At 67.7% G+C, this 26,708-nt stretch carries 28 protein-coding genes, 1 pseudogene and 1 riboswitch; of the genes and pseudogenes, 15 read left to right on the forward strand and 14 right to left on the reverse strand.

From position 1 onward, the window contains the following. Positions 1–53 precede the first annotated feature (53 nt). The gene (thiE, locus tag ACWDXS_RS20695) at positions 54–752 is read left to right on the forward strand and encodes a thiamine phosphate synthase (RefSeq protein WP_449967826.1); all 699 of its coding nucleotides are present in this window, start codon (positions 54–56) and stop codon (positions 750–752) included. 56 nt (positions 753–808) lie between these two features. On the opposite strand, the gene ACWDXS_RS20700 is transcribed toward thiE, so the two are convergent. Next, positions 809–1,447: an NUDIX domain-containing protein gene (locus ACWDXS_RS20700; RefSeq protein WP_449967829.1), complete on the reverse strand. Its 639-nt coding sequence runs from the start codon at positions 1,445–1,447 to the stop codon at positions 809–811. A 128-nt stretch (positions 1,448–1,575) separates the two neighbouring features. Here ACWDXS_RS20700 and ACWDXS_RS20705 point away from each other — a divergent pair, with 128 nt between their 5' ends. The 3 genes from ACWDXS_RS20705 to ACWDXS_RS20715 all read left to right on the forward strand — a co-directional run bounded on the left by ACWDXS_RS20705 (position 1,576) and on the right by ACWDXS_RS20715 (position 6,901). Next, on the forward strand, positions 1,576–3,057 hold the full coding sequence (locus tag ACWDXS_RS20705; protein WP_449967832.1) for a hypothetical protein: 1,482 nt from the start codon (positions 1,576–1,578) through the stop codon (positions 3,055–3,057). Next, a complete protein-coding gene (locus ACWDXS_RS20710) occupies positions 3,054–4,010 on the forward strand; it encodes a glutamate ABC transporter substrate-binding protein (protein ID WP_378996070.1) in 957 nt (318 codons plus the stop codon). Before ACWDXS_RS20705 ends, ACWDXS_RS20710 begins: the two co-directional genes overlap by 4 nt. 578 nt (positions 4,011–4,588) lie before the next feature. Next, complete coding sequence (locus ACWDXS_RS20715; RefSeq protein ID WP_379312745.1) at positions 4,589–6,901, forward strand: serine/threonine-protein kinase; 2,313 nt, start codon at positions 4,589–4,591, stop codon at positions 6,899–6,901. A gap of 21 nt (positions 6,902–6,922) precedes the next feature. On the opposite strand, the gene ACWDXS_RS20720 is transcribed toward ACWDXS_RS20715, so the two are convergent. Further along, entirely contained in the window at positions 6,923–8,122 is a 1,200-nt protein-coding gene (locus tag ACWDXS_RS20720; RefSeq protein WP_449967835.1) for an acetate kinase, read from the reverse strand. Next, positions 8,119–10,197, reverse strand: a complete 2,079-nt coding sequence (pta, locus tag ACWDXS_RS20725; protein WP_378996066.1) for a phosphate acetyltransferase — start codon at positions 10,195–10,197, stop codon at positions 8,119–8,121. The genes ACWDXS_RS20720 and pta overlap by 4 nt, the downstream gene beginning before the upstream one ends. Positions 10,198–10,271: 74 nt before the next feature. Here pta and ACWDXS_RS20730 point away from each other — a divergent pair, with 74 nt between their 5' ends. Next, a complete protein-coding gene (locus ACWDXS_RS20730; protein WP_378996064.1) occupies positions 10,272–10,778 on the forward strand; it encodes a nitroreductase/quinone reductase family protein in 507 nt (168 codons plus the stop codon). Positions 10,779–10,788: 10 nt separating this feature from the next. Here the strand turns inward: ACWDXS_RS20730 and ACWDXS_RS20735 are convergent, their stop codons facing one another. Beyond that, a complete protein-coding gene (locus ACWDXS_RS20735) occupies positions 10,789–11,286 on the reverse strand; it encodes a MarR family winged helix-turn-helix transcriptional regulator (protein ID WP_449967839.1) in 498 nt (165 codons plus the stop codon). A 94-nt stretch (positions 11,287–11,380) separates the two neighbouring features. On the opposite strand from ACWDXS_RS20735, the gene ACWDXS_RS20740 reads away from it, so the two are divergent. Beyond that, positions 11,381–11,803, forward strand: a complete 423-nt coding sequence (locus tag ACWDXS_RS20740) for a Rid family hydrolase (RefSeq protein WP_378996060.1) — start codon at positions 11,381–11,383, stop codon at positions 11,801–11,803. A 56-nt stretch (positions 11,804–11,859) separates the two neighbouring features. Here the strand turns inward: ACWDXS_RS20740 and ACWDXS_RS20745 are convergent, their stop codons facing one another. Both ACWDXS_RS20745 and ACWDXS_RS20750 read right to left on the reverse strand, forming a co-directional pair. After that, on the reverse strand, positions 11,860–12,957 hold the full coding sequence (locus tag ACWDXS_RS20745) for an SPFH domain-containing protein (RefSeq protein ID WP_062986140.1): 1,098 nt from the start codon (positions 12,955–12,957) through the stop codon (positions 11,860–11,862). A 12-nt stretch (positions 12,958–12,969) separates the two neighbouring features. After that, positions 12,970–13,188 carry a hypothetical protein gene (locus ACWDXS_RS20750; protein WP_056814983.1) on the reverse strand — a complete coding sequence of 73 codons (219 nt, stop codon included), beginning with the start codon at positions 13,186–13,188 and terminating at the stop codon, positions 12,970–12,972. A 115-nt stretch (positions 13,189–13,303) separates the two neighbouring features. Between ACWDXS_RS20750 and ACWDXS_RS20755 the strand changes: the two genes are divergently transcribed. Continuing rightward, positions 13,304–13,936: a DJ-1/PfpI family protein gene (locus ACWDXS_RS20755; RefSeq protein WP_449967844.1), complete on the forward strand. Its 633-nt coding sequence runs from the start codon at positions 13,304–13,306 to the stop codon at positions 13,934–13,936. Further along, positions 13,933–14,382: a MarR family winged helix-turn-helix transcriptional regulator gene (locus ACWDXS_RS20760; protein ID WP_449967847.1), complete on the forward strand. Its 450-nt coding sequence runs from the start codon at positions 13,933–13,935 to the stop codon at positions 14,380–14,382. The genes ACWDXS_RS20755 and ACWDXS_RS20760 overlap by 4 nt, the downstream gene beginning before the upstream one ends. 67 nt (positions 14,383–14,449) lie before the next feature. Here the strand turns inward: ACWDXS_RS20760 and ACWDXS_RS20765 are convergent, their stop codons facing one another. From ACWDXS_RS20765 to ACWDXS_RS20780, 4 genes are all read right to left on the reverse strand, one after another. Further along, complete coding sequence (locus ACWDXS_RS20765) at positions 14,450–14,998, reverse strand: YceI family protein (RefSeq protein ID WP_378996055.1); 549 nt, start codon at positions 14,996–14,998, stop codon at positions 14,450–14,452. Between the two features lie 28 nt (positions 14,999–15,026). After that, positions 15,027–15,641: an FMN reductase gene (locus ACWDXS_RS20770; protein WP_449967850.1), complete on the reverse strand. Its 615-nt coding sequence runs from the start codon at positions 15,639–15,641 to the stop codon at positions 15,027–15,029. Positions 15,642–15,693: 52 nt separating this feature from the next. Then, complete coding sequence (locus ACWDXS_RS20775) at positions 15,694–16,785, reverse strand: LLM class flavin-dependent oxidoreductase (RefSeq protein ID WP_449967853.1); 1,092 nt, start codon at positions 16,783–16,785, stop codon at positions 15,694–15,696. Positions 16,786–16,862: 77 nt separating this feature from the next. Beyond that, a complete protein-coding gene (locus ACWDXS_RS20780) occupies positions 16,863–17,621 on the reverse strand; it encodes an HAD-IIA family hydrolase (protein ID WP_378996145.1) in 759 nt (252 codons plus the stop codon). Between the two features lie 159 nt (positions 17,622–17,780). On the opposite strand from ACWDXS_RS20780, the gene fgd reads away from it, so the two are divergent. The 4 genes and pseudogenes from fgd (at position 17,781) to ACWDXS_RS20800 (ending at position 19,969) form a co-directional block, all read left to right on the forward strand. Beyond that, the gene (gene fgd / locus ACWDXS_RS20785; protein ID WP_378996048.1) at positions 17,781–18,791 is read left to right on the forward strand and encodes a glucose-6-phosphate dehydrogenase (coenzyme-F420); all 1,011 of its coding nucleotides are present in this window, start codon (positions 17,781–17,783) and stop codon (positions 18,789–18,791) included. A 100-nt stretch (positions 18,792–18,891) separates the two neighbouring features. After that, positions 18,892–19,236 carry a hypothetical protein gene (locus ACWDXS_RS20790; protein ID WP_449967856.1) on the forward strand — a complete coding sequence of 115 codons (345 nt, stop codon included), beginning with the start codon at positions 18,892–18,894 and terminating at the stop codon, positions 19,234–19,236. 86 nt (positions 19,237–19,322) lie between these two features. Beyond that, positions 19,323–19,472, forward strand: a pseudogene (locus ACWDXS_RS20795) (type II toxin-antitoxin system Phd/YefM family antitoxin); the annotation flags it as partial. A 98-nt stretch (positions 19,473–19,570) separates the two neighbouring features. After that, positions 19,571–19,969 (forward strand): PIN domain-containing protein, encoded by a 399-nt coding sequence (locus tag ACWDXS_RS20800; protein WP_378633645.1) that lies wholly within the window; start codon positions 19,571–19,573, stop codon positions 19,967–19,969. A 74-nt stretch (positions 19,970–20,043) separates the two neighbouring features. On the opposite strand, the gene ACWDXS_RS20805 is transcribed toward ACWDXS_RS20800, so the two are convergent. From ACWDXS_RS20805 to ACWDXS_RS20815, 3 genes are all read right to left on the reverse strand, one after another. Then, entirely contained in the window at positions 20,044–21,252 is a 1,209-nt protein-coding gene (locus tag ACWDXS_RS20805; RefSeq protein WP_387445479.1) for an O-succinylhomoserine sulfhydrylase, read from the reverse strand. A 10-nt stretch (positions 21,253–21,262) separates the two neighbouring features. Continuing rightward, a complete protein-coding gene (locus ACWDXS_RS20810) occupies positions 21,263–21,679 on the reverse strand; it encodes a rhodanese-like domain-containing protein (protein ID WP_056815009.1) in 417 nt (138 codons plus the stop codon). 17 nt (positions 21,680–21,696) lie between these two features. Continuing rightward, positions 21,697–21,816, reverse strand: a riboswitch (SAM riboswitch). 45 nt (positions 21,817–21,861) lie between these two features. Then, on the reverse strand, positions 21,862–22,320 hold the full coding sequence (locus ACWDXS_RS20815) for an Rv0361 family membrane protein (protein WP_378996041.1): 459 nt from the start codon (positions 22,318–22,320) through the stop codon (positions 21,862–21,864). Between the two features lie 190 nt (positions 22,321–22,510). Between ACWDXS_RS20815 and ACWDXS_RS20820 the strand changes: the two genes are divergently transcribed. Together ACWDXS_RS20820 and ACWDXS_RS20825 are read left to right on the forward strand one after the other, a co-directional pair. Then, entirely contained in the window at positions 22,511–23,899 is a 1,389-nt protein-coding gene (locus ACWDXS_RS20820) for an FAD-dependent oxidoreductase (RefSeq protein WP_449967861.1), read from the forward strand. A gap of 184 nt (positions 23,900–24,083) precedes the next feature. Then, positions 24,084–24,935 carry an amidohydrolase family protein gene (locus tag ACWDXS_RS20825; protein ID WP_378995910.1) on the forward strand — a complete coding sequence of 284 codons (852 nt, stop codon included), beginning with the start codon at positions 24,084–24,086 and terminating at the stop codon, positions 24,933–24,935. Here ACWDXS_RS20825 and ACWDXS_RS20830 read toward each other — a convergent pair whose 3' ends face one another. Then, positions 24,936–25,418: a DUF456 domain-containing protein gene (locus tag ACWDXS_RS20830; RefSeq protein WP_379314021.1), complete on the reverse strand. Its 483-nt coding sequence runs from the start codon at positions 25,416–25,418 to the stop codon at positions 24,936–24,938. 128 nt (positions 25,419–25,546) lie between these two features. On the opposite strand from ACWDXS_RS20830, the gene ACWDXS_RS20835 reads away from it, so the two are divergent. Then, positions 25,547–26,644 carry a CaiB/BaiF CoA transferase family protein gene (locus ACWDXS_RS20835; RefSeq protein WP_378633631.1) on the forward strand — a complete coding sequence of 366 codons (1,098 nt, stop codon included), beginning with the start codon at positions 25,547–25,549 and terminating at the stop codon, positions 26,642–26,644. Positions 26,645–26,708: the final 64 nt, after the last annotated feature.

Here is a 26,708-nt window from a genome sequence, read left to right on the forward strand (position 1 = left end):
ACCGCCCGCCACGGCGTTCGCACTCCAACGGTAGCGCGACTACCGTCGAGAACGTGCAGCCCTCCCATCCGAACCGTTCCGTCCCGCCAAGGGAGCGCCTGTCGAGTGCACTGCTGTATCTGTGCACCGATGCGCGGCGGGAAAAAGGTGATCTGTCCCGCTTCGTCGACGCGGCGCTGGCAGGCGGAGTCGACATCGTGCAGCTCAGGGACAAGGGATCGCCGGGCGAGGCCGAATTCGGGCAGCTCGAGGCGAAGGCCGAGCTCGGTGCGCTCGCCGAGATCAAGGCCGCGACCCGTCGCCACGGCGCCTTGCTCGCGGTGAACGATCGCGCCGATATCGCACTCGCCGCGGGCGCCGATGTGCTGCACCTCGGCCAAGGAGACCTGCCGCCGTCCTACGCGCGACGCGTCCTCGGCCCCGATGTGGTGATCGGCCGCTCCACCCACAACCGCAACCAGGCGAGTCTGGCCGCGATCGACGGCCACCTCGACTACTTCTGCACCGGCCCGATCTGGACCACGCCGACCAAGCCCGGCCGCCAGGCCGCGGGCGTCGACTTCGTCCGCTCGACCGCCGAGTCCCATCCCACCCTCCCCTGGTTCGCCATCGGCGGCGTCGACGCGCAACGACTCCCCGAGGTGCTGGCCGCCGGTGCCCGCCGCGTGGTCGTCGTCCGTGCGATCACCGAAGCCGCCGATCCGGAAGCCGCGGCTCGCGAACTGAAGCAAGCGCTCCTCGCCGCTGACTGAGTGCCACGACCGGCGTGGCTGCGATGTGCGCGCAGTCGGGTCGAGGAGGTCCGGACTCAGGCGAGAACGTCTGCCCGGGTGAGGACCGGGCCTTCGGTGGGCTCACCGTCGAGAACGACTTCGACGCCGGGGCCGTCGGCCCGCGCGTGCAGCCAGAAGAAGCCCTGGTCGGGCAGTTCGACTGTGCGGGGTAGCGCTTGCGCGAGCTCGGCGTCGGCGTCCAGGCGCACGCGCAACGGCACCGCGCGCAGTTCGATCCAGGCGACGGCGAAGCCGGGATGCAACGGCAGATCGGCGACCTCGTCCTCGGGGACCCAGGCCAGTTCGGCGCTCTCCTTGTTGGCGACCGTGGGCAGCGGCTTGTCGGCGTCGGCGACGACGGTGATGTAGGTCCAGCCGCTGGGGGCGGTCATGGTCAGGCGCTCGGCCCTGACCCGGAGGTCGGCGGCGGCGATGCCCGCTTCCTCCTCGGCCTCCCTGACCGCCGCGTGCTCGGGCGACTCGTGCGAGTCACGCGCCCCACCGGGCAGCGCCCAGGTGCCGCCCTGATGACTCCACGGCGCCCGGTGCTGCAGCAGCACCGCGGAACCGCCACCGGGCAGCGGTGCGCGCAGCAGCAGACCCGCCGCACCGTATTTTCCCCAGTGCTTGGCCCCATCGGGGCCCTTGAACCAGCCGTCTCCGTCGCCGCGCATCCCATACTCTTTCCTCCGAGCAGCCGTACAGCAACCGCTGCGGGGGTGTGTGAGGGGCTGCGCTACCCGTAGGCCCACAATAAACTCCGCACAGGTAGGTGTGCACGGACAGCGCCGGGAGGTGAACGATGGTCGAACCGGGGAATCGCAATGCCTCGACGGAGGTGGCGGCCGTCCGTGTTCGCCCGTCACCGCAGGCCACGACGGGTGCGAAGCACTCCGAGACGACCGGCGCGGCACCGGTGACACCGCGCTGGGCGCCGCTGCGCCGACCGGCCGCGCCGGTCGACCGGCCGCCCGCGCCCGACGTCAGAGCGTTGCGCGCGCAGTTCCAACCCGCCCGGTTGCGCAGCTTCGCGCAGTCCTCGCCGGGTCGGCTCGTTGCCGCCGGACTGGTCCTGATGGTGCTGTGCGTCACCGCGGGCGCGGTGACTTCGACGACCGTGAGCGAGCGTCAGCAAGCTCTCGGCGTCCTGCTCGACGACACCGAACCCGACGCGCATTCGGCCAATCACCTCTACACCTCGCTCTCCATCGCCGACGCCGCCGCGGGCACCGCGTTCATCGCGGGCGGACTCGAACCCCAAGCGGTGCGCGACCGCTATACCCAGGCCATCGGTGAGGCCGCCGCCGAACTGGTGACCCAGGCCGGGCACGTCTCCGACGAAGAGGCGGCCGATCCGTCGGGCACCGACCGCCGCCTGCGCACCGGCATCGCGACCGGGCTGCCCGTCTACAGCGGGCTGATCGAGACCGCGCGGGTGAACAATCGCAACGGCTATCCCGTCGGCGCGGCCTATCTGAGCGAGGCATCACATCAGATGCAGACCGGACTGCTGCCGATGGCCGAGGAGCTGGAGGACCACCGCTTCGACGCGGTCACCGCCGCGCAGTACCGGCACGTGCAACCACCGTGGACGGCGATCGTGCTGCTCGTGGTGGCGCTCGGCGCGCTGATCTGGGTGCAGGTCGAGCTGGCGCGGCGCTCGCGCCGATTCTTCAACGTGGGCTTGCTGGTCGGCACCGGCGCGCTGGCGCTGACCCTGATCTGGACGGTGGCGGCCGGTTCACTCTCCGCGGTGGCGATGATTCGCTGCCGGGACGAGGGCGCGGTGCCATCGGCGCGATTGGCCGAGAGCCGAATCCTCGTGCAGCAAGCCAGATCAGCGGAAATGGTGAAGCTGGTCCGCCGCGACGCGACCGGTGACTACGACCGCACCTTCGATACGAACGCCACCCGGCTCAACGAGCTGCTCGCCGGTTACCCCGCGGACGCGCCTGCCCGCGACGAGGTGGCGCACGCGCGCGCCGCGCTCACCCGCTGGCAGTCGGCCCACCAGCGGATGAACGACACCCTCCAGCGGGGCGATTTCGTGGGCGCGGCCACCGTCGCGACCGGTCCGAGCGCCGCCGATTCCGCCGCCCAGGTCGACGCACTCGACCGGGCACTGGACAAGGCGGGCGCGGTGACGCGAGATACCTTGCGCGCCAGGGTGTCGCAGGCGATCGATGTGCTGTCGTTCCTCGCCCCCGGCGCGTTCGTGCTCGGGATCGCGGCGGCGGCATGCGTCGCGCTCGGTTTGTGGCCGCGACTGCGGGAGTACCGATGAGGCGCGGCCGAGTTATCGCGGCACTGATGCTGGCCGGACTGCTCGCAGGCTGCTCCGAGGGCGCCCCCGCGCCCGCTGAGCGGGGTGTCTATTCCGAACCTCCGTTGCCCGCCAAGGCCATTCCGATCGGCACCGACACCCCGGTGCCGCCCACCGGCGGCGAACAGTGCGGCGATCCGACCGCGAGTCTGCGGCCGAGCACCGCCACCGGCCCGACGATCGATGCCATTCGCGCGCGCGGCAGGCTCGTCGTGGGCCTGGACGCGGGCAGCAACCTGTTCAGCTTCCGCGATCCACTCACCGGTCGCATCGTCGGGTTCGACGCCGACATCGCCCGCGAGATCGCCCGCGACCTGCTCGGCAATCCTGATCTGATCGAATACCGCAGTCTCGCTTCGGAAGAGCGCGAGCGCGCACTGCAGGATCACACGGTCGACCTGATCGCGAAGACGATGACGATCACCTGCGAGCGACGTCAGCGGGTGGCGTTCTCGACGGTGTACCTGCGGGCCGACCAGCGGGTGCTCGCGGTGAAGGGTTCGGGCATCGACGGCCTGGCCGATCTGGCGGGCAAGCGGGTGTGCGTGGTGCGCGGCACCACCTCGCTCGACCACATCCGCCGCGACCAGCCTGCCGCCACGATCCTGACGGTGCCCACCTGGGCCGACTGCCTGGTGGTGCTGCAACAACGCCAGGTCGACGCCGTGAGCACCGACGACTCGATCCTGGCGGGCCTGGCCGCCCAGGACCCCTACACCGAAGTGGTGGGCGGGAGCATCAGCGCCGAGCCGTACGGCATCGGGATTCCCAAGGGCAACGACGACCTGGTGCGTTTCGTCAACTCCACCCTGGACCGCATCCGCAACGACGGCACCTGGACCCGCATCCACCGCCGCTGGCTCGCGACGCTCGGCGAGACACCGAGCCCGCCCGCACCGAAGTACCAGGACTGACGGCCATGAGCACGAACCCGACCAGCGAAGAGCCAGGGCGACGCGATCCGGCCCCGGAGGATCAGGCGCCCGCCGAATCACCGGTGCACCCCCGAGCCCGGCACGACGCCGACCACGACCCGGCACCCGCCGAATCGACACCCCACGCCGCGGCACCGGACGACCAGGAACGGCGCGAGCCGACCCAGCTGACCCAGCGCCACCGTCCTGGCACGCTGCCCGGTGGGTGGACGCTGCCCGGCGACGACGAGACGCGGCCGCTGCCCAAACTCACCGCCGAGGCCGCCTCGGAGTTCGCCAGGAAGCAGGCGAGCAGCCGCGACCAGACCCCGGCGACCGATGCCACCCGGCGCGCCGAAGCGTCCGGGGCCGTCCAACAGGGCGACGTTTCCCCGGCCGACTTCGAAGCCTCGCAACACGCGCGGGACCATCTCGCTACGCAGCGGGCGAGCCGCCCCGCGCCGACGGCACAAGAATCCGCCGCGTATGTCCCCACCGAAGCGACGCAACGCGCCCCTGAGGCCCCGAACGCGGCGGCCGAGCGCACCCGCGAGACCGCGTCCTACGCGGCAACCGAAATGGCACATCGCCCCGCCGAAACCGCGCCCTACGCGGCGACCGAAGCGGCACAGCGGGTTCCGGTGAACGCACCGCACGCGGCGACCGAGGCAGCCCAGCGCGACGATGCGCCCGGCGCACGAGCGACGTCCGATTCCTGGCCGTCCGCGCCACAGACCGGGGTGAGTACCGCGCGGTCGGGGCGCAGTGTGCGGACCGCGCGGTCGCGGCCCACGCGGCGGCTCGGCGCCGGGCTGGTGCCGATTCCGACAGTCACCCCGGCCGACCCTCGGGACGCCGTGCTGGCCGATCCGATGGTCTCGGAAGGCCGTCGGTTCTGTTGGCGCTGCGGCAATCCGGTCGGGCGGTCGACGCCGGCGCGAGCCGCCTCGACCAGCGGTGAGTGCGAAACCTGCGGGGCCGCCTACGATTTCCGGCCGTCGCTGCACGAGGGCGATATGGTCGCCGGGCAGTACGAGATCCAGGGGTGCATCGCGCACGGCGGTCTCGGCTGGATCTATCTGGCCATCGACCGCAATGTGAGCGATCGGTGGGTGGTACTCAAGGGCCTGCTGCACGCGGGTGACGCCGAGGCGCAGGCCGTCGCGGTGGCCGAGCGCCAGTTCCTGGCCGAGGTGGCGCACCCGAGCATCGTCAAGATCCACAACTTCGTCGAGCACACCGCGGGTGACGGGTCCATCGGCTACATCGTGATGGAGTACGTGGGCGGGCATTCGCTGCGCGACATTCTCGATGCCAGGCCACGTGGCGAGCAGATGCCGCTGGCCGAGGCCATCGCCTATGTGCTGGAGATCCTGCCCGCGCTGGAACATCTGCATTCGATCGGCCTCACCTACAACGACCTCAAGCCCGACAACGTGATGGTCACCGAGGATCAGGTGAAGCTCATCGACCTCGGCGCGGTCGCCACCATCGACGCCTACGGCAACCTGTACGGCACCAAGGGTTTCCAGGCGCCCGAGATCGCCCGCACCGGGCCGACGCCCGCCTCCGATGTCTACACCGTGGGCCGGACGATCGCCGCGCTCACGCTGGCGCTGCCCAGCGAGCACGGCCGCTACCTCGACGGCATCCCCGACCCCGCCGACGAACCGCTGCTGGCCCGCTACGAGTTCTTCCATCGATTCCTGCTCACCGCCACCGATCCCGATCCGGCACAGCGTTTTCCGTCGGCGCGGGCGATGTCGGCGCAGCTGGCCGGGGTGTTGCGCGAGATCCTCGCCTACGACACCGGCACGGAACATCCACAGCTGTCCACAGTGTTCAGTCCACAGCGCACCAGCTTCGGGACCGAGGAACTGATCAGCCAGACCGACGCGTATCTCGACGGTGTGGGTCGCTCGCCGCTGCTGGATTCCCGCGATGTGGTGGCCGCACTGCCGATTCCGCTGATCGACCCCGCCGATCCGTCGGCGCCGCTGCTGGCCGCCACCGCCAATCCCGAACCGGAGCGGGTACTCGAGGCACTGCACGACTCCCGCGAGCGGGCCGAGGCCGATCCGGACAACGCACCCGACACCCTGGCGGGCGAATTGCTCTTCGCCGAGGCGCGAGCGCGGCTGGAACTGGGCGAGTCGGCGGCGGTGTTGCACATGCTCGATCGGGTGCCCAGCGAATCCGATTGGCGCACCGACTGGTTCACCGGTCAGGCCCATCTGCTCGAACTCGACTTCGAGGCCGCCTTCGCGTCGTTCGAGGCGGTATTGCGAGTGCTGCCGGGCGAGATCGCGCCGAAGCTGGCGTTGGCCGCCACCGCGGAACTCATTCTGCAACACTGGGATTCCGACGCCCCCGAACAGTGGCGAAGTTTCGCCGAACGTTATTACGACACCGTCTGGCGCACCGACAGGGCGGTGGTGAGCGCGGCATTCGGCCTGGCCAGACAACTGGCGGTGGCCGGGCGAGTCGGCGAAGCGGTCCACGCCCTCGACGATGTGCCCGCCGCGTCGCGCCACTTCACCACCGCTCAGACCACGGCGATCCTGTTGCTGCTCACCAGCTCTCCCGTCGCCGAACTCGACGAGCAGATCCTGCGGCTGGCCGCCTCGCGCGCCCAGTCCATCCCAGCGGGCGAGCACCGCGCCACCCTCATGCGCACGCTGGTCCAGGGCTCGGCATTGGCCTGGCTACAGGCCGGGAACACACCGAAACGTAAGGACGCCAAGCTGTTCGGCCGCGCCTTCACCGAACGCGAACTGCGCGACGGCACCGAATCCGGACTGCGCTCGCTCGCCCGCAACGCCCCGGACCGGACGCACCGCTACGCCCTTGTCGATCTGGCGAACTCACTACGACCGAAATCCTGGTTCTGAGCTCAGTGCCCGCCGACCAGCTCAGCGCCCGCCGACCAGCGCGTGGGCCGCGCGGGCAATGGCCAGTTCTTCGTTGGTAGGGACCACCAGCACGGTCACCGGGGCGAACTCCGGCGAAATGCGGCGGATGCCCGGTGCTCTCTTCTCATTGCGGGTCGGGTCGATTTCGATGCCGAGCGCCTGTAGACCCGCCAGTGCGTCGGCGCGCACCGCCGAGCTGTTCTCCCCCACACCGGCGGTGAAGATGATGGTGTCGACGGTGCCGAGTTCCACCAGGTAGGCGCCGAGATAGCGGCGCAGGCGGTGGATGTAGACGTCGTAGGCGAGCTTCGCCTGGGTGTCGCCGCTGTCGATGAGCTGCTGCAATTCGCGGAAGTCGTTGACCCCGCTCATGCCTTTGAGGCCGGAGCTGCGGTTGAGCAGTTGCTCCACCTGACTCACGTCCAGATCGGCCGCCCGCATGAGATACGGCGTGACACCGGGATCCAGATCGCCCGGTCTGGTTCCCATCACCAGACCTTCGAGTGGGGTCATCCCCATGGTGGTGTCGATCGCGATGCCCCCGCGGATCGACGAAGCGGACGCCCCGTTGCCCAGGTGGAAAACGATCTGGTTCAGCTCTTCGGCCGGTTTCCCCAGGTACTGCGCGGCCTTCTCCGACACGTACTGGTGCGAGGTCCCGTGGAAGCCGTACTTGCGAATACCGTGGGCAGCGGCGAGTTTCGCGTCGATCGCGTAGGTCTTGGCGGCGTCGGGCAAGGTGTGGAAGAACGCCGTGTCGAAGACCGCGACCTCGGGAATGCCGGGCAGCAGCTCCCGCGTCGACTCGATGCCGACCACATTGGCGGGATTGTGCAGCGGCGCGAGCACCGACAGTTCGTCGATCGCGTGCAGCACATCGTCGGTGATCAGGGTCGGTTCCCAGAACACCTCGCCGCCGTGCACCACCCGGTGCCCGACCGCGCCGATGCCGATCGTGGTCAGGTCGAGGCCGGTCTCGCGGAACATCTCGAACGCCCGCAGCAGACCGGCTCTGTGGTCGGGTATCGCCCCGTCGTAGTCGAGTTTCGCGGGCCCCGCCTCGTGCACGATCCTGCCGCCGTGCGACTCGCCGATCTTCTCCACGAGGCCCGATGCCAGCACCTGGGCCGAGACAGCGTGCAGCAGTTGATATTTGATCGACGAGGAGCCGCTGTTCAGTACTAGAACCAGGTCACTCACTTGCCATCCCCCTGAGCCTGGATGGCGGTGATCGCCACCGTGTTGACGATGTCGGCGACCAACGCGCCGCGTGAAAGATCGTTCACCGGCTTGCGCAGCCCCTGCAGCACCGGCCCGATCGCGACCGCGCCGGCGCTGCGCTGCACCGCCTTGTAGGTGTTGTTGCCGGTATTGAGGTCGGGGAAGACGAAAACCGTTGCCTTGCCCGCCACTTCGGAATCGGGCAGCTTGGCGCTGGCGACGGCGGGCTCGATCGCCGCGTCGTACTGGATGGGGCCTTCCACCGGCAGTTCCGGCGCACGCTCACGCACGAGTTCGGTGGCCGTGCGCACCTTGTCGACGTCGGCGCCGGTGCCGGACGCGCCGGTCGAGTAGGACAGCATCGCCACCCGGGGGTCGATCCCGAAACGGGCCGCCGTGCCCGCCGAGGACACCGCGATATCGGCCAGCTGCTCCGAGGTCGGATCGGGGACCACCGCGCAATCGCCATAGGCGAGCACACGATCGGCCAAGCACATCAGGAACACACTCGACACCGTGGAGACGCCCGGCACCGTCTTGATGATCTCGAACGAGGGCCGGATCGTGTGCGCGGTGGTGTGCGCGGCACCGGAGACCATGCCGTCGGCGATCCCCTTGTAGACCATCATGGTGCCGAAATACGAGATGTCGGACATGGTTTCGCGCGCGCGCTCGAGCGTCATGCCCTTGTGCTTGCGCAATTCGGTGTATTCGGCGGCGAATTCGTCGAGGTAGCCCGAGGTGCGCGGCGCCATCACCTGGGCGTCGGCGATATCCACACCCAACTCGGCGGCGCGGGCCCGTACCGACGTCTCGTCACCGAGGATGGTGAGGTCGGCGATCTTGCGCTGCAGCACCCGGCCGGCGGCGCGGAGGATGCGATCGTCGTCGCCTTCCGGCAGCACGATGCGTTTGCGGTCGGCGCGGGCGCGTTCGATCAGCCGGTACTCGAACATCTGCGGCGTCACGACGGTCGAGGACGGAACCTGGATGCGCCGCAACAGTTCCGGCGCGTCCACCCGCTGTTCCATCAGCGCGAGCGCGGTGTCGACCTTGCGCGGGCTACCCGCCCACATCCGGCCGCGAGTGCCGTGCACGGCACTGGCGGTGTCGTAGGTCCCCAGCTCGGTGGCCAGGATCGGCAGCCTGGGGTGCAGGCCCTCCATCAGCCGGGCGATGGCCGGATGCGGGCGAAGGCCGCCGTTCATGATCACGCCCGCCAGCGACGGGAACCCCTCTGCCTCATGGGCATTCACCAGGCTCAGCAGCACGTCGGAGCGGTCGCCAGGAGCGATCACCACCACACCGTCGGACAGTCGCTCCAGGATGTGTTCGGCGGTCATGCCGCCGACCATGATGCGCAGCGCCTCACGCTGCAGCAATTCCGGGTCGCCACTGTAGATTTCGCCGTCGATCGCCTCGCACAGCTCGCCCATGGTCGGCGCCATCAGCAGCGGCACCTCGGGCAGCGTCCAGGACGGCACGTCGAAACCGGCCAGTGCGGTCGCGATGTCGTCGAGCTCGTCGGGTGCGCAGCGATTGGCGACGATCGCGACCAGGTGGGCGTGCTCGGTGGTGAGCTCGGCGGTACACAGTTCGACCAGTTGCTTGACCTCGCCGGGCGTCCGTTCCGCGCCGCGAACGACCAGCAGGACGGGCGCGCCCAGGTTCACCGCGATCCGGGCGTTGAAGCGCAGCTCGCTCGGGCTGGCGACGTCGGTGTAGTCGCTGCCGACGATCACCACCGCGTCACAGGCCTTGGCGACGTCGTGGAAACGCATCACGATGTCGCTGATCGCCGCGGTGGGGTCGCGGTGCACGTCCTCGTAGGTGACGCCGATGGCCTGTTCGTAGCTGATATCGGCGGTGCTGTGCTCGAGCAGCAGTTCGAGGATGTAGTCGGGTTCGTCGGTGGAGCGGGTGATCGGACGGAACACGCCGACGCGTGCGGTGGTCGCGCACAGCATGCCGAGGACACCCAGTGCCACCGTAGATTTTCCGGTGTCGCCCTCGGGCGAGGCGATGTACACGGTGGACGGCGCTTGTTCGACCATGCTCGCGAGCTTAGTGAATCGTCGGCGATTCAGGGGTTCGGTGGGGTCCGATCGGTCGCGTTATAGTCCGGCCCATGACATCGCAGTTCCCGGATCGCCAGTGGGGCTCCCGCGCCAATCCGCTGTCCCGCGCCGCCAACCGATTCGCCGCGACCAAGCCGGGTTCCTGGCTGATCCGCACCATCACCCCGCTCGACCGCGCGCTGCTCGAGCGCACCGACGCCAAGTACACCGTGCTCGGCCCGATCGGCGCCCCGGTGATCCTGCTCACGACCACCGGCCGCAAGTCCGGCGTCGCGCGCACCCAGCCGCTGCTCTACGTCCACGACGGCGACACCCTGTACGTGGTCGGTTCCAACTTCGGCCAGGCCCACCACCCGGCCTGGACCGGCAACCTGCTCGCCGATCCGACAGCCACCGTCGCCATCGCCGGCGAACGCATCCCGGTGACCGCCACCCCGGTCACCGACGCGGACAAGGACGCGATCTTCGCCCGCTTCATCGACATCACCGGCGCCTACGCCGCCTACCGCGACCGCACCACCCGCGACCTGCGCATGTTCGCCCTGCGCCGGGCGTAACCGCTGGTTTTCAGGCCAGATCGGCGGGGCGCACGCGCAGCTTGGCGGCGATCCGGGCCAGCGCTCGTCCATCGGCGGCGCTCACCTGATCGAGGAAGCGCTCGCGGACCGCGCGCACATGCGTCGGCGCCGCCGCCACAACCGTCGCGTACCCGGAGTCGGTGAGCGAAGCGACCGTGTACCGACCGTCGTCGGGGTCGGGCGCTCGGGTTACCCAGCCCCGCTGCTCGAATCGCTTGACGACGTTCGAGAGCCGCGACAGCGATCCGTTCGCCAGGAAGGCCAGCTCGCTCATCCTGATCCGGTACTCGGGAGCCTCGGACAGATGGCTCAGCACGAGATACTCGAAGAGCGTCAGCCCCGCTTCTGCCTGCAGCGGCGCCTCCAAACGGCCCGGTAGCAGCAGGATCAGTGAGACCAGGCCGGTCCAGGCTTCCTTCTCCTCCGCGTTCAGCCACGTCGGCGCCTCGGCGTCCGCGCCGTCGGATCCTGGGGTCACCGCAGTCATCGGGTAATCATAGCGAGGATAATTGAGTTCACACGTGAAGTCATTCCGTGCTAGTTTGACTTCATAGTTGAAGTCAAATGAAAGGTTTGTCGCGATGAGCACCGCCACCTTCGCCAGCACCCCGGGATACGGCCGGACCCTCTTCGACCTGCTTCACTACCGACAGGCGGTCCGCGTCGGCGACCGCGTCGACATCTCGGGCCAGGGCGGCTGGGACGACGACATCACCTTCCCCGAATCCCTCGAGGAAGAAATCGTCCAGGCCTTCGAGAACGTGGAGCGCACGCTCGCGACGGTCGGGGCGACCTGGACCGATGTCATAGCCGTGGACAGCTTCCACATCCCGGCGGTCGAGGACACGATCGGCGACGCGCACAACCGCGTCATGGTCGAGCAGTTCCGCAAGCGCATGGGCGAGCGCGCGCCGATCTGGACCCAAATCGGCGTCGCCGCCCTCGGCGCTCCCGGCATGCGCGTCGAGATCCGGGTGACCGCACTCGTGAACCAACAGGACTGACCTGGTATCCGGTCAGCCCTGCCGGTTCGAGTACTCGGGCCGCGCCGTGGCGGCGATCAGACCTTGTCGACCTCGCCGTTCGACAGGGCCTTCTGCAGGGAGTTGAAGACCGTCAGGCCCTGGCCGACCATGCCGTTGAGCAGCTCGCCGACGCCGTCGGGGCCGTTGAGGACGGTGAGGTTGGCGCCCGCCAGGCCGTGCGAGGCCTGCTTGACGATTTCCGGGAGTTGCTCGATGAGCATCTGGTCCAGCGCGATGCGGTTGTTGGACGCCGCCGCCTCGGCCTGAATACGGGTGCGGTCGGCTTCGGCCACCGCGAGGATGCGGACTCGTTCCGCCTCCGCCTCAGCGGGTTTCACCACTTCCGCCTGGAGTTGCTGTTCGCGCAGTTCGGCATTCTTGCGGGCTTGCTCGGCCTGGGCGTGCAGCACGGCCTGCCTGGCGATGGCGTCGGCGAGCGGGCCCGCCTGTGCCGCTTCGGCGTTGGCCTTGTCGATGTCGCGCTGATACTCGGCCTTGAGGATCGAGGTTTCGCGTTCGTATTCGGCGCGACGGCGCAACGACTCCTGCTCGGCTTCGGCGGAGCGCTGCGCGGCCTGGGCCTGAGCGATCTGGGCATCGCGCTGGACGGCCGCATTGTGCGGTGCCGCCAGGGCATTGATGTAGCCGAGGTTGCCGTCGTCGATGGACTGGATCTGGAACGAGTCGACCCACAGGCCGATATTGCTCATCTCCACCTTGGAGGCGATGAGCACCTCGTCGGCCAGCTTCTGACGTTCGCGGATGATCTCCTCGACGGTCATCGAGCCCACGATCGAGCGCAGATGGCCGGAGAAGATCCGCCCTGTCAGCACCGACATCTCCTGCTCCTGTTCGGACAGGAAGCGTTGTGCCGCATTGACGATCGACTGGGTGTCGTTGGCGACCTTGAACGCGATCACCGCACGCACATCGAGCTGGATGGCCTGCTTGGTGACACAGCGCTCGCGGATCTCGGACTCGAACATGGCCAGTGACAGGTATCGGACCTTGCGGAACAGCGGCACCACCCAGGTGCCGCGCCCGATGACCACCTTGAACGGGGTGTCGTCCTTGGTCTTGGCGCCACTGACCAGCATGGCTTCGTCGGGATCGGGAACGTGATAGCCCAGCATCGCGGGCCCCTTTCATTCAGAGGGAAGCGGAATCCAGGTGACCACGTCGACCAGGCGACCCGGGTGGACCGCGACGATCAACACGGTGGTCCAGGCGGCGATCGGTTCGTCGGCTCGGGCGAGATAGAGCTCGGTGCCCCCGCGAATCGAGATCAGTACCTCACCCAGTGCGCCCGCCTCCCGAATCGGTGACGTGATGGTGCCCGTCATGCCGTGCACGGAGTCGGTCATCGCGGGTGAACCTCCCTGTCTCGCACCGGATGCCGTCAGCGTACGGAGGGTCGGCTATAAGCCGGTAGCAAAATTCTTATTGACAGCATCCTGTCAAACATGACAGGATGCTGTCATGTCGAAGAAAACAGTTCACGTAGCCGTCTACGACACCCTCGCCGACTGGGAAGTGGGGGCCGCGACGGCGCACATCGCCAACGGCAACTGGCACCGGGAGCCCGGAACGTTCGAGGTCGCGACGGTCGGCCTCACCACCGAACCGATCACCACCATGGGGCGTCTGCGCGTGACGCCCGACCTCGCCGTCGCCGATCTCGACCCGGCCGACAGCGCGATGCTGATCCTGCCCGGCGCGGACCTGTGGCTGGGCGAGGACCTGATCACGTTCGCGCACAAGGCGAAAGAGTTCGCCGACGCCGGGGTCCCGGTGGCCGCGATCTGCGGCGCGACCTTCGGACTGGCCACGGCGGGCCTGCTCGATGATCGCGCGCACACCAGCAATGCCGCGGAATTCCTTGTCTACAGCGGATATTCGGGTGCGCAGCACTACGTCGAGGCCCCCGCGGTCACCGACCGTGACGTGATCACCGCGGACGGCATGTCGCCGTTCGAATTCGCCAGAGAGATCTTCGCGCGGCTCGACCTGTACGAACCGCGGGTACTCGATGCCTGGTACAAGCTGTATGCGCGCAAGGACCCGGCCGGGTACGCCACGCTCGCCGAATACGAAGGGAGCCACGCGGCTTGAACTCCGAACAGGACCTGCTCGACGGCGCCGCCCTCACCGTCTTCCGGCTCAACGGTCAATTCCTGACCATCGGCGACGGCTTGTCCGCGCCTGCCGGAATCTCGGTGGCCTGGTGGCAGGTGATGGCCGCCGTGCAGGACCAGCCACAGCCGGTCGCGGGGATCGCCCGCGCGATGGGCATCACCCGGCAGAGCGTGCAGCGGATCGCGGACCTGCTGGTCGGCAAAGGCATGTGTGAGTACCGGCCCAACCCCGCGCACAAGCGGGCCAAGCTGGTCGCGATGACCGAGGAGGGTACGGCCGCCATCCGTCGCATCGATCCGCAGCACGCGGCCATGGCGCACCGGCTGGCCGAGGCGCTCGGTCCGACCGAGTTCGCCGCGACGGTCGAGACCCTCACCCGTCTCGCGGCGACACTCGACACGATCATCGCCGACGAGGACTAGCCACCGCGCACAGCGGCCGACGCCCCCATCACCACACAGGCGATGGGGGCGTCACGTCGGTGCCGGGTCAGCCCTGGAGGACGGCCTCGATCTCGAGGGTGAGAGTGATCTTGTCGCCGATCACGGCGCCGCCGTCGGGCAGCGGCATGTCGATGTCGAGGCCGAAGTCGCGGCGCGAGACCACAGTCTTTGCTTCGAAGCCGGCGACCTGGCCGTTGCCCATGCCCGGGCTCACGCCGACGAACTCGACCTCGAGGGTGACCGGCTTGGTGTTGCCGCGCACGGTGAACTCGCCGTCGACGACGAAATCGCTGCCCTCGCCGCGGAACCCGGTGGACTTGAAGGTCATCAGCGGGAATTCCTCGGCGTGGAAGAAGTCGGCGGTGCGCAGGTGGCCGTCGCGCTGAGCGTTGTCGGTGGTGAGGGAGTCGACGCGGATCTCGGCGTGCGCGGTGGCGGTGCCGTCCTCGGCGATCACGAGGGCGCCGTCGAAGTCGGTGAAGCGGCCACGGACCTTGCTCACCATCAGGTGGCGTACGGAGAAGCCGACGGTGGAGTGGGTGGGGTCGATGGCCCAGGTGCCCGCGGTGAGTCCCTTGGCGATGGCGGTGGTCATGAGTGTGCTCCTTGGGGGTTGGTGTGCATCAGTGATTTGCTGCGAGAAGGTCTTCGAACGGGGTTGTATCGGTGTAGGGATCGGTGGGCCGAGTGGCGGACTTGCCGAGCAGCAGCGCGCCGAATTCGGCTGCGGCGCGGTCGATTCGATTGTTGACCGCCTTGTCGCCGCCGTTCGCGCCCCAGTCGGTCGACGCCGCGTAGACCGCGGTGGGGACGACGATCGAGCGCAGGTACGCGAACAGCGGGCGCACCGCGTGCTCCAGCGCCAGGGAATGACGCTCGGTGCCGCCGGTCGCGCCGGTCAGCACCGGCATCCCGGCGAGCGAATCCGGTTCCAGCACATCGAAGAACGTCTTGAACAGGCCGCTGTAGGAAGCACTGAAGATCGGCGTCACAGCGATGAGGCCATCGGCGGTGACGACCTTGTCGATCGCCGCGCGCAGTGCGGGGGCCGGGAAGCCGGTGAGCAGGTTGTCGGCCAGATCGCGCGCGTGATCGCGCAGGTCGACGAAGTCCACTTCGACCTCGGCGCCTCTCGCGCGCAGCTCGCGTGCTGCCGCGGCGGCCAGTCGATCGGCCAGCAAACGTGTCGACGAAGGCTGTGAAAGCCCTGCCGACACCACGGCGATACGGGTTGTCATGCGATCACCTCCGTGGTGTGCGGGCTGCCGAGTGCGCGGCGCGGCGTGGATGTCACGCGCCGACCTCCGCCGTGGTCTTGGCGGCGAGCAGCGAGTCGTGTGTCGGCGCGTCCGGGACGTGGGCCGGGCGTCGAGCCGCGAACTCCTTGCGCAACACCGGGATCACCTCCTCGCCGAGCAGGTCCAGCTGCTCGAGCACCGTCTTCAACGGGAGTCCGGCGTGGTCGACCAGGAACAGCTGGCGCTGATAGTCGCCGAAGTGCTCACGGAAGGTGAGGGTCTTCTCGATGACCTGCTCCGGGCTGCCCACGGTCAGCGGGGTCTGCTCGGTGAAATCCTCCAGCGACGGGCCGTGTCCGTAGACGGGCGCGTTGTCGAAGTAGGGCCGGAATTCACGGACCGCGTCCTGAGAGTTCTTGCGCAGGAACACTTGTCCGCCGAGCCCGACGATCGCCTGGTCGGCGCTGCCGTGGCCGTAGTGCTCGTAGCGCCTGCGGTACAGGTCGATCAGCCGCTTGAAATGGTCGGTGGGCCAGAAGATGTGGTTGGCGAAGAAGCCGTCACCGTAGTACGCGGCCTGTTCGGCGATCTCCGGGCTCCGGATCGACCCGTGCCAGACGAACGGCGGCACGTCGTCGAGCGGACGCGGGGTCGAGGTGAACGACTGTAGCGGCGTACGGAACTTGCCTTCCCAGTTCACGACGTCTTCACGCCACAGCCGGTGCAGCAGCGCGTAGTTCTCGATGGCCAGGGGGATGCCGTCGCGGATGTCCTTGCCGAACCACGGATAGACCGGGCCGGTGTTGCCGCGGCCGAGCATCAGGTCGACGCGGCCGTCGGCCAGGTGCTGCAGCATCGCGAAGTCCTCGGCGATCTTGACCGGGTCGTTCGTGGTGATGAGCGTGGTCGAGGTGGACAGCGTGATGTTGTCGGTGCGGCCGGCGATGTAGCCGAGCATCGTCGTCGGTGACGACGGCACGAAGGGTCGATTGTGGTGCTCGCCCATCGCGAACACGTCGAGACCCACTTCCTCGGCCTTCTGCGCGATCGCGACCATCGCCCTGATCCGCTCGGCCTCGGTGGGGGTGCGGCCGGTGGTGGGATCGGTGGTCACATCGCCGACGCTGAAGATTCCGAACTGCACGGGCCCTCCTTTGGTTGCCATGGCAACTATAACCACGGCAGGCGGGCACCTATTCCGATGAGATGCGGATCACATGGTTACTCGGCGAACGGCCGGCGCGTTCGGCCGATCAGGTCGGCCACCGAGCCCACCACCATCGTCGGCCGGAACGGATAGGCCTCCACCGAGGACTTCGTCGAGATGCCGGAGGTCACCAGCACCGTGCGCAGACCCGCCTCCAAGCCGGCGATCACGTCGGTATCCATCCGGTCGCCGATCATCACCGTCGATTGGGAATGCGCGCCGATCTGACGCAGCGCCGAGCGCATCATCAGCGGATTGGGCTTGCCGACGTAGTACGGCTCCTTACCGGTGGCACGGGTGATCAGCGCGGCGACCGAACCGGTGGCGGGCAACACGCCGTCGCGCGAGGGTCCGGTGGCATCAGGATTGGTGGCGATGAACTTCGCGCCCCTGTCCACCAGCCGGATCGCGGTGGTGATCGCCTCGAAGGAGTACGTCCGGGTTTCGCCGAGGACCACGTAATCGGGGTCGCTGTCGGTGAGCACGTAGCCGATCTCGTGCAGCGCGGTGGTGAGACCGGATTCGCCGACCACGTAGGCGGTGCCGTTGGGGCGCTGGTCGTCGAGGAAGGTCGCCGTGGCCAGCGCCGAGGTCCAGATCGACTCCTCGGGGATGTCGAGGCCGGTGTGGCGCAGGCGGGCCTGGAGGTCGCGTGGCGTGCGGATCGAGTTATTGGTCAGCACGAGGAACGGGATCTCGTTGGCCCGCAGTTCGGCGAGGAACTCGTCGGCGCCGGGGATCAGTTGATCCTCGTGCACCAGCACGCCGTCCATGTCGGTGAGGTACGACAAGATCTGCTCATCCTTGGTGGCCACCAGTTAATTGTCCGCTAAAACTCGGCGTGGTGGGTGACGAAACGGCATGGGCGCGGATGACGGGCTGCGCGCTAGTGTCGTGTTGGCAGGGGTCAACGGACGACAGGAGTGGCTGGAATGGTTGAGCTCAAGCTCGGGTACAAGGCATCGGCAGAGCAGTTCGGGCCACGAGAGCTGGTCGAACTCGGCGTCGCCGCCGAGCAGCACGGTCTCGACAGCGCGACCGTGAGCGACCACTTCCAGCCGTGGCGCCACGACGGCGGCCACGCGCCGTTCTCACTGGCCTGGCTGGCGGCCGTCGGCGAGCGCACCGAACGCATCCAGCTCGGCACCTCGGTACTCACCCCGACCTTCCGCTACAACCCGGCGGTGATCGCGCAGGCCTTCGCCACCCTGGGTTGCCTGTACCCGAACCGGGTGATGCTCGGCGTGGGCACCGGTGAGGCCCTCAACGAGATCGCCACCGGTTACAAGGGCGAATGGCCCGACTTCAAGGAGCGCTTCGCCCGCTTGCGCGAAGCGGTGAAGATGATGCGCGAGCTGTGGACCGGCGATCGCGTCGATTTCGACGGCGAGTACTACCACACCGTCGGCGCCTCCATCTACGACGTTCCCAAGGGCGGCATCCCCGTCTACATCGCCGCGGGCGGCCCGGTGGTCGCCAGGTACGCGGGTCGCGCGGGCGACGGCTTCATCTGCACCTCGGGCAAGGGCATGGACCTCTACACCGAGAAGCTGCTGCCCGCCGTCGCCGAGGGCGCCGAGAAGGTCGACCGCGATGTCGCCGAGATCGACAAGATGATCGAGATCAAGATCTCCTACGACACCGATCCCGAACTGGCACTCCAGAACACGCGATTCTGGGCCCCCCTCTCCCTCACCCCCGAACAGAAGCACGACATCACCGACCCCATCGAAATGGAGAAGGCCGCCGACGCCCTCCCGATCGAACAGGTCGCCAAGCGCTGGATCGTCGCCAGCGACCCCGACGAAGCCGTCGCCAAGATCAAGCCCTACCTCGACGCGGGCCTCAACCACCTGGTCTTCCACGCCCCCGGCCAAGACCAGCTCCGCTTCCTCGACCTCTTCAAGCGAGACCTGGCCCCCCGCCTGCGCGCGCTCGGCTGAGACCGGTCTGCTCAGATCCCTGGCCGGGCGCCCATTAACGGCGCCCGGCCAGATGTCGATCCATGGTCACGAACACCGGAACGACACAAGGAAATGAACCATGGGATTGTGGATCGGTAGCCCCGCGCTGAACGCCACCGAGAAGGTCGTCTGGCAGAAACTCGCCAATCGAGCACAAGGGAGCAGGGCCGTCGGCGGACGCCTCCATCTGACCGAAACCCGACTGCTCTTCGTACCCAATCACCTCGACGCGATCACCGGCGGCAAGCGCTGGGAAGCGCGCCTGACCCAGCTGCGCGCCGTCGGGCAGCAAAGCCCGGATGGCGGCCTGTTCAGCGGCGGCCTGCGCACTCGTCTGCGCGTCGACACCGACACCGGAACCGAACTTTTCGTCATCGATCCGATCGACGAGGCGATCGCGATTCTGGACGCCGCACGACAGTGAATCCGCTCAGGGCATGGTCGAGGCCACCGAGAAGCTACCCTGAAGGCTGTAGACAATAGTAGACAATTTTCGGCTAGACTGATTTCATGAAGTCGATCAGTGTCGGCGAACTCCGCCAGAATCCGTCCGCGATGGTCGCCGACGTCGAGTCCGGCGAGGTCTATGAGTTGACGCGCCACAACCATCGGGTCGGCTACATCGTCCCCGCGGTCTCGTCGACCCAGATCATCCGGCGCGCGGTCGACGGCGGGGCACACACGAGTGCCATCGCCCGGCACGAACTCCGCAGCGCTGCGTCGATCGACGAGCTCCTCGAGTCCGAGAAGGGCGAGTGGTGAGGGCCTATTACCTCGACACCTCGGTGGCAATGCGGATCATGCTGGGGCATTCCATCGAAGCCGCACGGTGGTTCGATGAGACGACCGCGGACAAAGAGTGCCGGATCGTCTCTTCGCGACTGTTGCGCACCGAGATCACTCGCGTCCTTCGCCGGGAAGGCCTGCCCGTGCTCGACCGAGGTCAGATCATCGACCACATCGACATCATTCCGATCGATCACGCTGTGCTGAACGAAGCCGAAGCGATCATCTCGCACATCCGGACACTCGACGCGATTCATCTCGCCTCGGCACTGCGCAGCGGCTTGGACGATCTCACGGTGGTGACCCACGACAAGAACATGGCCACCGTCGCGGGCCACCTGGGGTTCGCGGTCTACGACCCGGTCCGGTAGGCGATCCACGAGTCCGACGTCGACCTGCCGAACGTGGATCGTTGCGACAGGCCGACTCGGGACGTTCGGACGAACTAGCTCAGGGCGTTGTCGAGGTCGCCGAGGAGATCTTCGAGGTCTTCCAGACCGACCGAGATGCGAACTACCCCGTCGGACAAGCCGATTGACGCACGCCCCTCCGGGCCCATGGCTCGGTGGGTGGTGGTGGCGGGGTGGGTGATCATGGTTTTGGCGTCGCCGAGGTTGTTGGAGATGTCGATGATGCGGAGGCGGTTGAGGACCTCGAAGGCTCGCTTCTTGCCGTCTTCGCCGTTGAGGGCGAAGGTGACTACGGTGCCGCCGCCGGTCATCTGCTCTTTGGCCAGTGCGTGTTGCGGATGTGATTCCAGGAAGGGGTATTTCACCCAGTCGACCGAATCCTTGGTCTCCAGGAACTCGGCTACCCGCAGGGCCGACTCGGTGGAGTGGCGCACGCGCAACGGCATGGTTTCCAGGCCCTTGAGCAAGGTCCAGGCGTTGAAGGGGCTCAGGGCAGGGCCGGTGTGGCGCATCAGGGTTTTGACGGGGCCGTCGATGTAGTCCTGGGCACCGAGGATGGCGCCGCCGAGGACGCGGCCCTGGCCGTCGATGTGTTTGGTGCCGGAGTAGACCACCACGTCGGCGCCGAGTTCGAAACCGCGCTGGAGCAGGGGGGTGGCGAAGACGTTGTCCAGCACCACCTTCGCGCCCGCGGCGTGGGCGAGCTCGGTGACCTTGCGGACATCGACGAGGGTCTGCATCGGGTTGGCCGGGGTCTCGAAGAACACGGCCTGGGTGGGGACGGAGAGGGCCTGCTCCCACTGGTCGAGGTCGTCACCGTCGACGAACACGGTTTCGATGCCCCAGCGCGGCAGGATCTCGTTACAGACCACGAAACAGGACCCGAACAGGCTGCGGGCGGCGACGAGACGGTCGCCCGCCTTCAGCAGGGCGCCGAGCGCGGTGAACACCGCCGACATGCCGGACGCGGTCGCGAAGGCCGCTTCGGCGCCGTCGAGCAGGCGGATGCGCTCCTCGAACATGGCCACGGTCGGGTTGCCGAAACGCGAGTAGACGAAGTGCTCGACGTCGCCGGTGAACGCGGCCTCGGCGGCTTCGGCGTTCTCGTAGACGAAACCGGAGGTCAGGTACAGCGCCTCGGAGGTCTCGTCGAAGCCGGAACGGCGCAGACCGCCGCGCACGCCGAGCGTGCCGGGACCGACGCCTTCGGGCAGTGGCTTGTCGAACGAACCACCGGTGATCATGCTTTTCTCCTTATGCCTGACGCCACGGCAGGCCGACAGCGCGCCAACCGGTGCTGCCGCGCTGACCGAACGCGTCGGGACCACCTTCGAAACCGTCGAGCACGTTGTAGGACGGTGCCACGCCCGCCGCGGTCGCCAGGTTCGCCGCGTGCGCGGAACGCTGACCGGAGCGACACAGGAACACCACGGGTGCGTCGTCGGGGCGACCGGCGAGTGCCTTCTCGAGCTGCACGCCGAACTCGGGATTGCGGGTGCCGGTGCCGTCGACCCACTCGATGAAGTGGGCCGGGCGTTCGATGGAACTGGTGTCGGGAATGCCGATGTGTGCCCACTCGCCTTCGGTGCGCACGTCGACCAGCACGGCGCCGGGGTGCTCGGTGAGCAGCTCCCACGCCTTCTCAGGGGTGATGTCGCCAGCGTAAGTCATGTCGATCCTCCTGCGTGAATCCGCTCTTGCCGTGCCGGAAATCCCCGAACACACGGCCAGGTCGTCACCCGGAGCACCCCACCGCGGAGGAGGGTTGCCGACCAGCGAGCCGGGGCTTGACGCTGGCACTCATGACCTTGCGATCTGAGATTGCCTCGGCACCGGTCATCGTGTCAAACGATTCAGAAGGAACACACCAGCCACGCGCTGTCGACGCGGGTCAGTTTCCAGTTGCTCGCCGCCGGGTTGCCGTTGACCACGAGCGCCGCGTCGATCTTGGCGCGGTCGCCGTTGACGGTGGCGTTCTCGAAACCCTTGCCGTCGATCGTGACAGTGGATTTCGGGCCACCGAGCTGTTCGCCGAGGCCGGATTTCTCCTCGTCGAACCCGGGGCAGGCCACACCGGTCGGCGGACGGAGGTCGCTGCGCGAGCGCGCGTCGATATAGTTGGTGACGGCGGCCGCGAGACGGTCCGCCTCTGTGACATTTTTCTCAGCGGGTGAGAGCAGTCCACCCGCCACGATGCCGATGAGCACGATGATCGCGATCACCGCGGCCGCGACGAACGGGACGATGGAACGCTTGTCGGTCTGATCCACCACTACGGGCTGGTCATCCGAGCCTGTTTGCTCCTCGTTCATGCTGTAATCCTGACAGACCCGCGCGGGCAGCTACACCGCGCGCCGGGTGGCTGCAACGCCGCAGCTAGAATCGCCTTGATTGCGGTCGGCTGCCGACGTCGATGGCAGCTGCCAGTAAGCGGATGTCCGACTTAGCCTAAGCTAAGTTGACGCCGTCAAATCAGTTCTCGACCAAAGGGTGCGCGTAGAAATGACCGAACAGAGTGCAGCGACTCGCCCACTTCGCATTGCGATCGTGGGTGCGGGACCGGCCGGTATCTACGCCGCCGACGCGTTGATGAAGTCCGATGCCGACGTGAGCATCGACCTCTACGAGCGTATGCCCGCGCCCTTCGGCCTGATCCGCTACGGCGTCGCCCCTGACCACCCGCGCATCAAGGGCATCATCACCGCCCTGCACAAGGTCCTCGACAAGGACCAGGTCCGCCTGCTCGGCAACATCGACTACGGCACCGACATCACCCTCGACGACCTGCGCCAGTTCTACGACGCGGTCATCTTCTCCACCGGCGCCAACGCCGACCGCGCCCTGGCCATCCCCGGCATCGACCTCGACGGCTCCTACGGCGCCGCGGACTTCGTGTCCTGGTACGACGGCCACCCCGACGTCCCGCGTTCCTGGCCCCTCGACGCCGAGAAGGTCGCCGTGCTCGGTGTCGGCAACGTCGCCCTCGACGTCGCGCGCGTGCTCGCCAAGACCGGCGACGAACTGCTGCCGACCGAGATCCCGCCGAACGTCTACGAAGGTCTCAAGGGCAACAAGGCCCTCGAGGTCCACGTGTTCGGTCGTCGTGGTCCCGCGCAGGCCAAGTTCACGCCCCTCGAGCTGCGCGAACTGGATCACTCGCCGACGATCGAGGTCATCGTCAACCCCGAGGACATCGACTACGACGAGGGCTCCGAAGCCGCGCGCCGCAACTCCAAGCAGGTCGACATGGTCGCCAACACCTTGGAGCAGTGGGCCATCCGCGACCACGGCGACCGCCCGCACAAGCTGTTTTTGCACTTCTTCGAATCGCCCTCGGAGGTCCTCGGCGCAGACGGCAAGGTCGTCGGCCTGAAGACCGAACGCACCCAGCTCGACGGCACCGGCAACGTCAAGGGCACCGGCAACTTCACCGACTGGGACATCCAGGCCGTGTACCGCGCCGTGGGCTACCTCTCGCAGAACGTCACCCAGCTGCCGTTCGACGATCAGGCGGGCACGGTGCCCAACGAGGCCGGCCGCGTGATCGCCGACGACACCGCCGAAGGTGACGCCCGATTCATGCCCGCCACCTACGTGACCGGCTGGATCAAGCGCGGCCCGGTCGGCCTCATCGGCCACACCAAGGGCGACGCCAACGAGACCATCGCCTGCCTGCTCGACGACGCCAAGGCCTTCGCCCCCGCGCCGAAGCCCGAGCTCGACGCCGTCACCGAGTTCCTCGAGGGCAAGGGCATCCCGTTCACCACCTGGGCGGGCTGGTACCGCCTCGACGCCCACGAGCGCGCCCTCGGCGAGCCCGAAGGCCGTGAGCGCGTGAAGGTCGTGGAGCGCGAGGACATGCTGCGCGCCTCCGAGCCGAACAAGGCCTGAGTTTTCGGCGCGCTGGCGCGCGCGTGTTCGCGGCCCTGAATGGCCCGCCGATCCCTCCTCGGGGTCGGGATGTGCGGGAGTTGGGTGTGCTGTCATGGCAGAACTCGGGGTTTCAGTGGTCCCGTCCTAGTGGGGGCGCGACGTTGAGCGCGCTCGCGCCGCAGAGATAAGGCATTCTGTACTGGTGTTCGATGCCCACGTCCACATCATCGATCCGCGGTTTCCGCTGATCGAGAACGAAGGCTATCTCCCCGAGCCCTACGTGATCGATGACTATCGAAAGCGTATGGCGCACTTCGATGTTCGCGGCGGTGCTGTTGTCAGCGCGTCTTTCCAAGGCGCTGATCAGACGTACCTGAAGGCAGCACTGGCCGCGCTCGGTCCCGACTGGGTCGGCGTGACCCGGCTCGATCTCGACGCCACCGACGACGAGATCCTCGCGCTGAACCGGGCAGGCGTACGCGCCCTGCGGTTCAACCTCAAGCGCGCCGCCGCCGACATCACCGAGATGACATTGCAGGCGTTGCGCGCCCACGAACTGGCGGGCTGGCACGTGGAGCTCTACATCGACGGTCAGATGCTGGCCTCGCTGCAACCGGTGATCTCGAAGCTGCCCGCGCTCTCGATCGACCATCTCGGCATGTCCGACGAGGGTCTGCCGTACCTGCTCGACCTGGTGGACCGCGGCGCCAGGGTGAAGGCGACCGGGTTCGGCCGGGTCGAGATGGATGTGGCCGAGACGCTGCGACGCATCCACACCGTCAACCCGGGTGCGCTGATGTTCGGCAGCGATCTGCCCGGCACGCGCGCAGGCAGGCCGTTCGAGGAGCGCGATGTGGACCTGATCTCGCAGGTGGTCGGCTCCGATATCCACGCGGTGCTCGAGGACAATGCCCGCGAGTTCTACCGGCTGCCCGCGGTGCGTCGCCCGAAATCCGAGCCGCTACCCCGCACCGAGAATCCGACTATCCCGATCCCGCGCAATCAGCTCCCCGGCGCGGACGACCACACCCGTCCGCTGCCGATCATCGAGTAGTCAGCTGATGATCGCGCCGGTGAGCCACACACCGGACGCGATCAGCGCGCCGAACAACTCGACCAGCATCGACAAGCCGACGCCCTTGAGCGCGTGCACGGTCGCGGGCCAGGCCAGGTCGTTGGTCTTCAAGCGGTACAGCTCGGCCAGGTACACACCGAGCACGAAGCCGATGAACAGGCCGACGATCGGGATCACGAAGAAGCCGGCGATGCCGAGCACCGCACCGGCCAGCAGCGCACGGTTCGACACTCCGGCTTCGCGCATCCGCTTGCCCGGCCAGGTGTACTTCACGATGCCGGAGAGCGCCAGCGCGACGGTGGCGATCGCCAGCACCGTCCAGGCCGTCGTACCGCCGGTCATGAACGCCCACACCGCGATTGCCGCGAAGATGAGGATCACGCCCGGCAGAATCGGTACGATCACGCCGACGATGCCGACCAGAATGACAAGGCCGACAACGACCTCACCCCACACGCCCACTATCGGGTCCTCCCGTTGCCACGCCGAGTCGCGCTCGTGCGAATTCTCGCCCATGCTCTACCCGAGCCGCCACCCCAGCGCTATTGTCGGAGTGTCAATACCGTTCGACGACGAACTGAGGTCACCGCGTGAGCACGGAGTCCACCGCCAAGCAGGGGCCCCTTGCGGGCATCAAGGTCATCGAGTTGGCAGGCATCGGGCCAGGTCCGCACGCCGCGCTGCTGCTGGCCGACCTCGGGGCCGACGTGGTGCGCGTGCAGCGCCCGAACCAGCTGCCCGGCTTCATGGAACGCCCCCAGTGGCGCGGGCGAACGATCGTCGAGGCGAATCTGAAGGACCCCGCCGACGTCGCCAAGATCCTCGACCTGGTCGAGAAGGCCGACGTGCTGCTCGAGGGCTTCCGCCCCGGCGTCACCGAGCGCATGGGCCTCGGACCCGACGAGGCGCTGGCCCGCAACCCGCGCCTGGTGTACGGCCGGATGACAGGCTGGGGCCAGCACGGCCCGCTCGCCGATCGCGCGGGACACGACATCAACTACATCTCGCTCACCGGTGTGCTCAATGCCATCGGGCGCAAGGGCGAGCGGCCGGTGCCGCCGCTGAACATGGTCGGCGACTTCGGTGGCGGCTCGATGTTCCTGGTGTTCGGCGTGCTCGCCGCGCTGGTGGAGCGGCAGAATTCCGGCAAGGGCCAGGTGATCGACGCCGCGATGATCGATGGCGCGCTTGCCCTTTCGCACATGATCTGGGGTATGCGCGGGGTCGGCCTGTGGTCCGACGAGCGCGGCACCAACCTGCTCGATACCGGCATGGCCTTCTACGACACCTATGAGACCTCCGACGGCAAGTACATGGCCGTCGGCGCGATCGAGCCGCAGTTCTACGCCGAACTGCTGGCCGGGCTGGAGATCGACCCGGAAGGTCTGCCGATGCAGATCGACCCGAACGGTCAGGAACAGCTGCGCAAGCTGTTCACCGACAAGTTCCTGACGAAGACCCGCGACGAGTGGGCCGCGATCTTCGACGGCACCGATGCCTGCACCACACCGGTGCTGACCTTCACCGAGGCCACCGAGAACCCGCACATCGTGGCCCGTACCGGCCTGATCGACATCGACGGTGTGGTCCAGCACGCGCCCGCGCCGCGCTTCTCGCGCACACCGGGCGGCACACCCACTCCCCCGCCGAACGTCGCGACACCGATCGAAACGGTCTGGGCTGACTGATTTGGCGGCCTGTCGTCGGTAAAGTTTTCCACTATCGACGACAGGCCGAGGTTCCGAACCGTCA

Source organism: Nocardia sp. NPDC003183 (assembly GCF_053590715.1).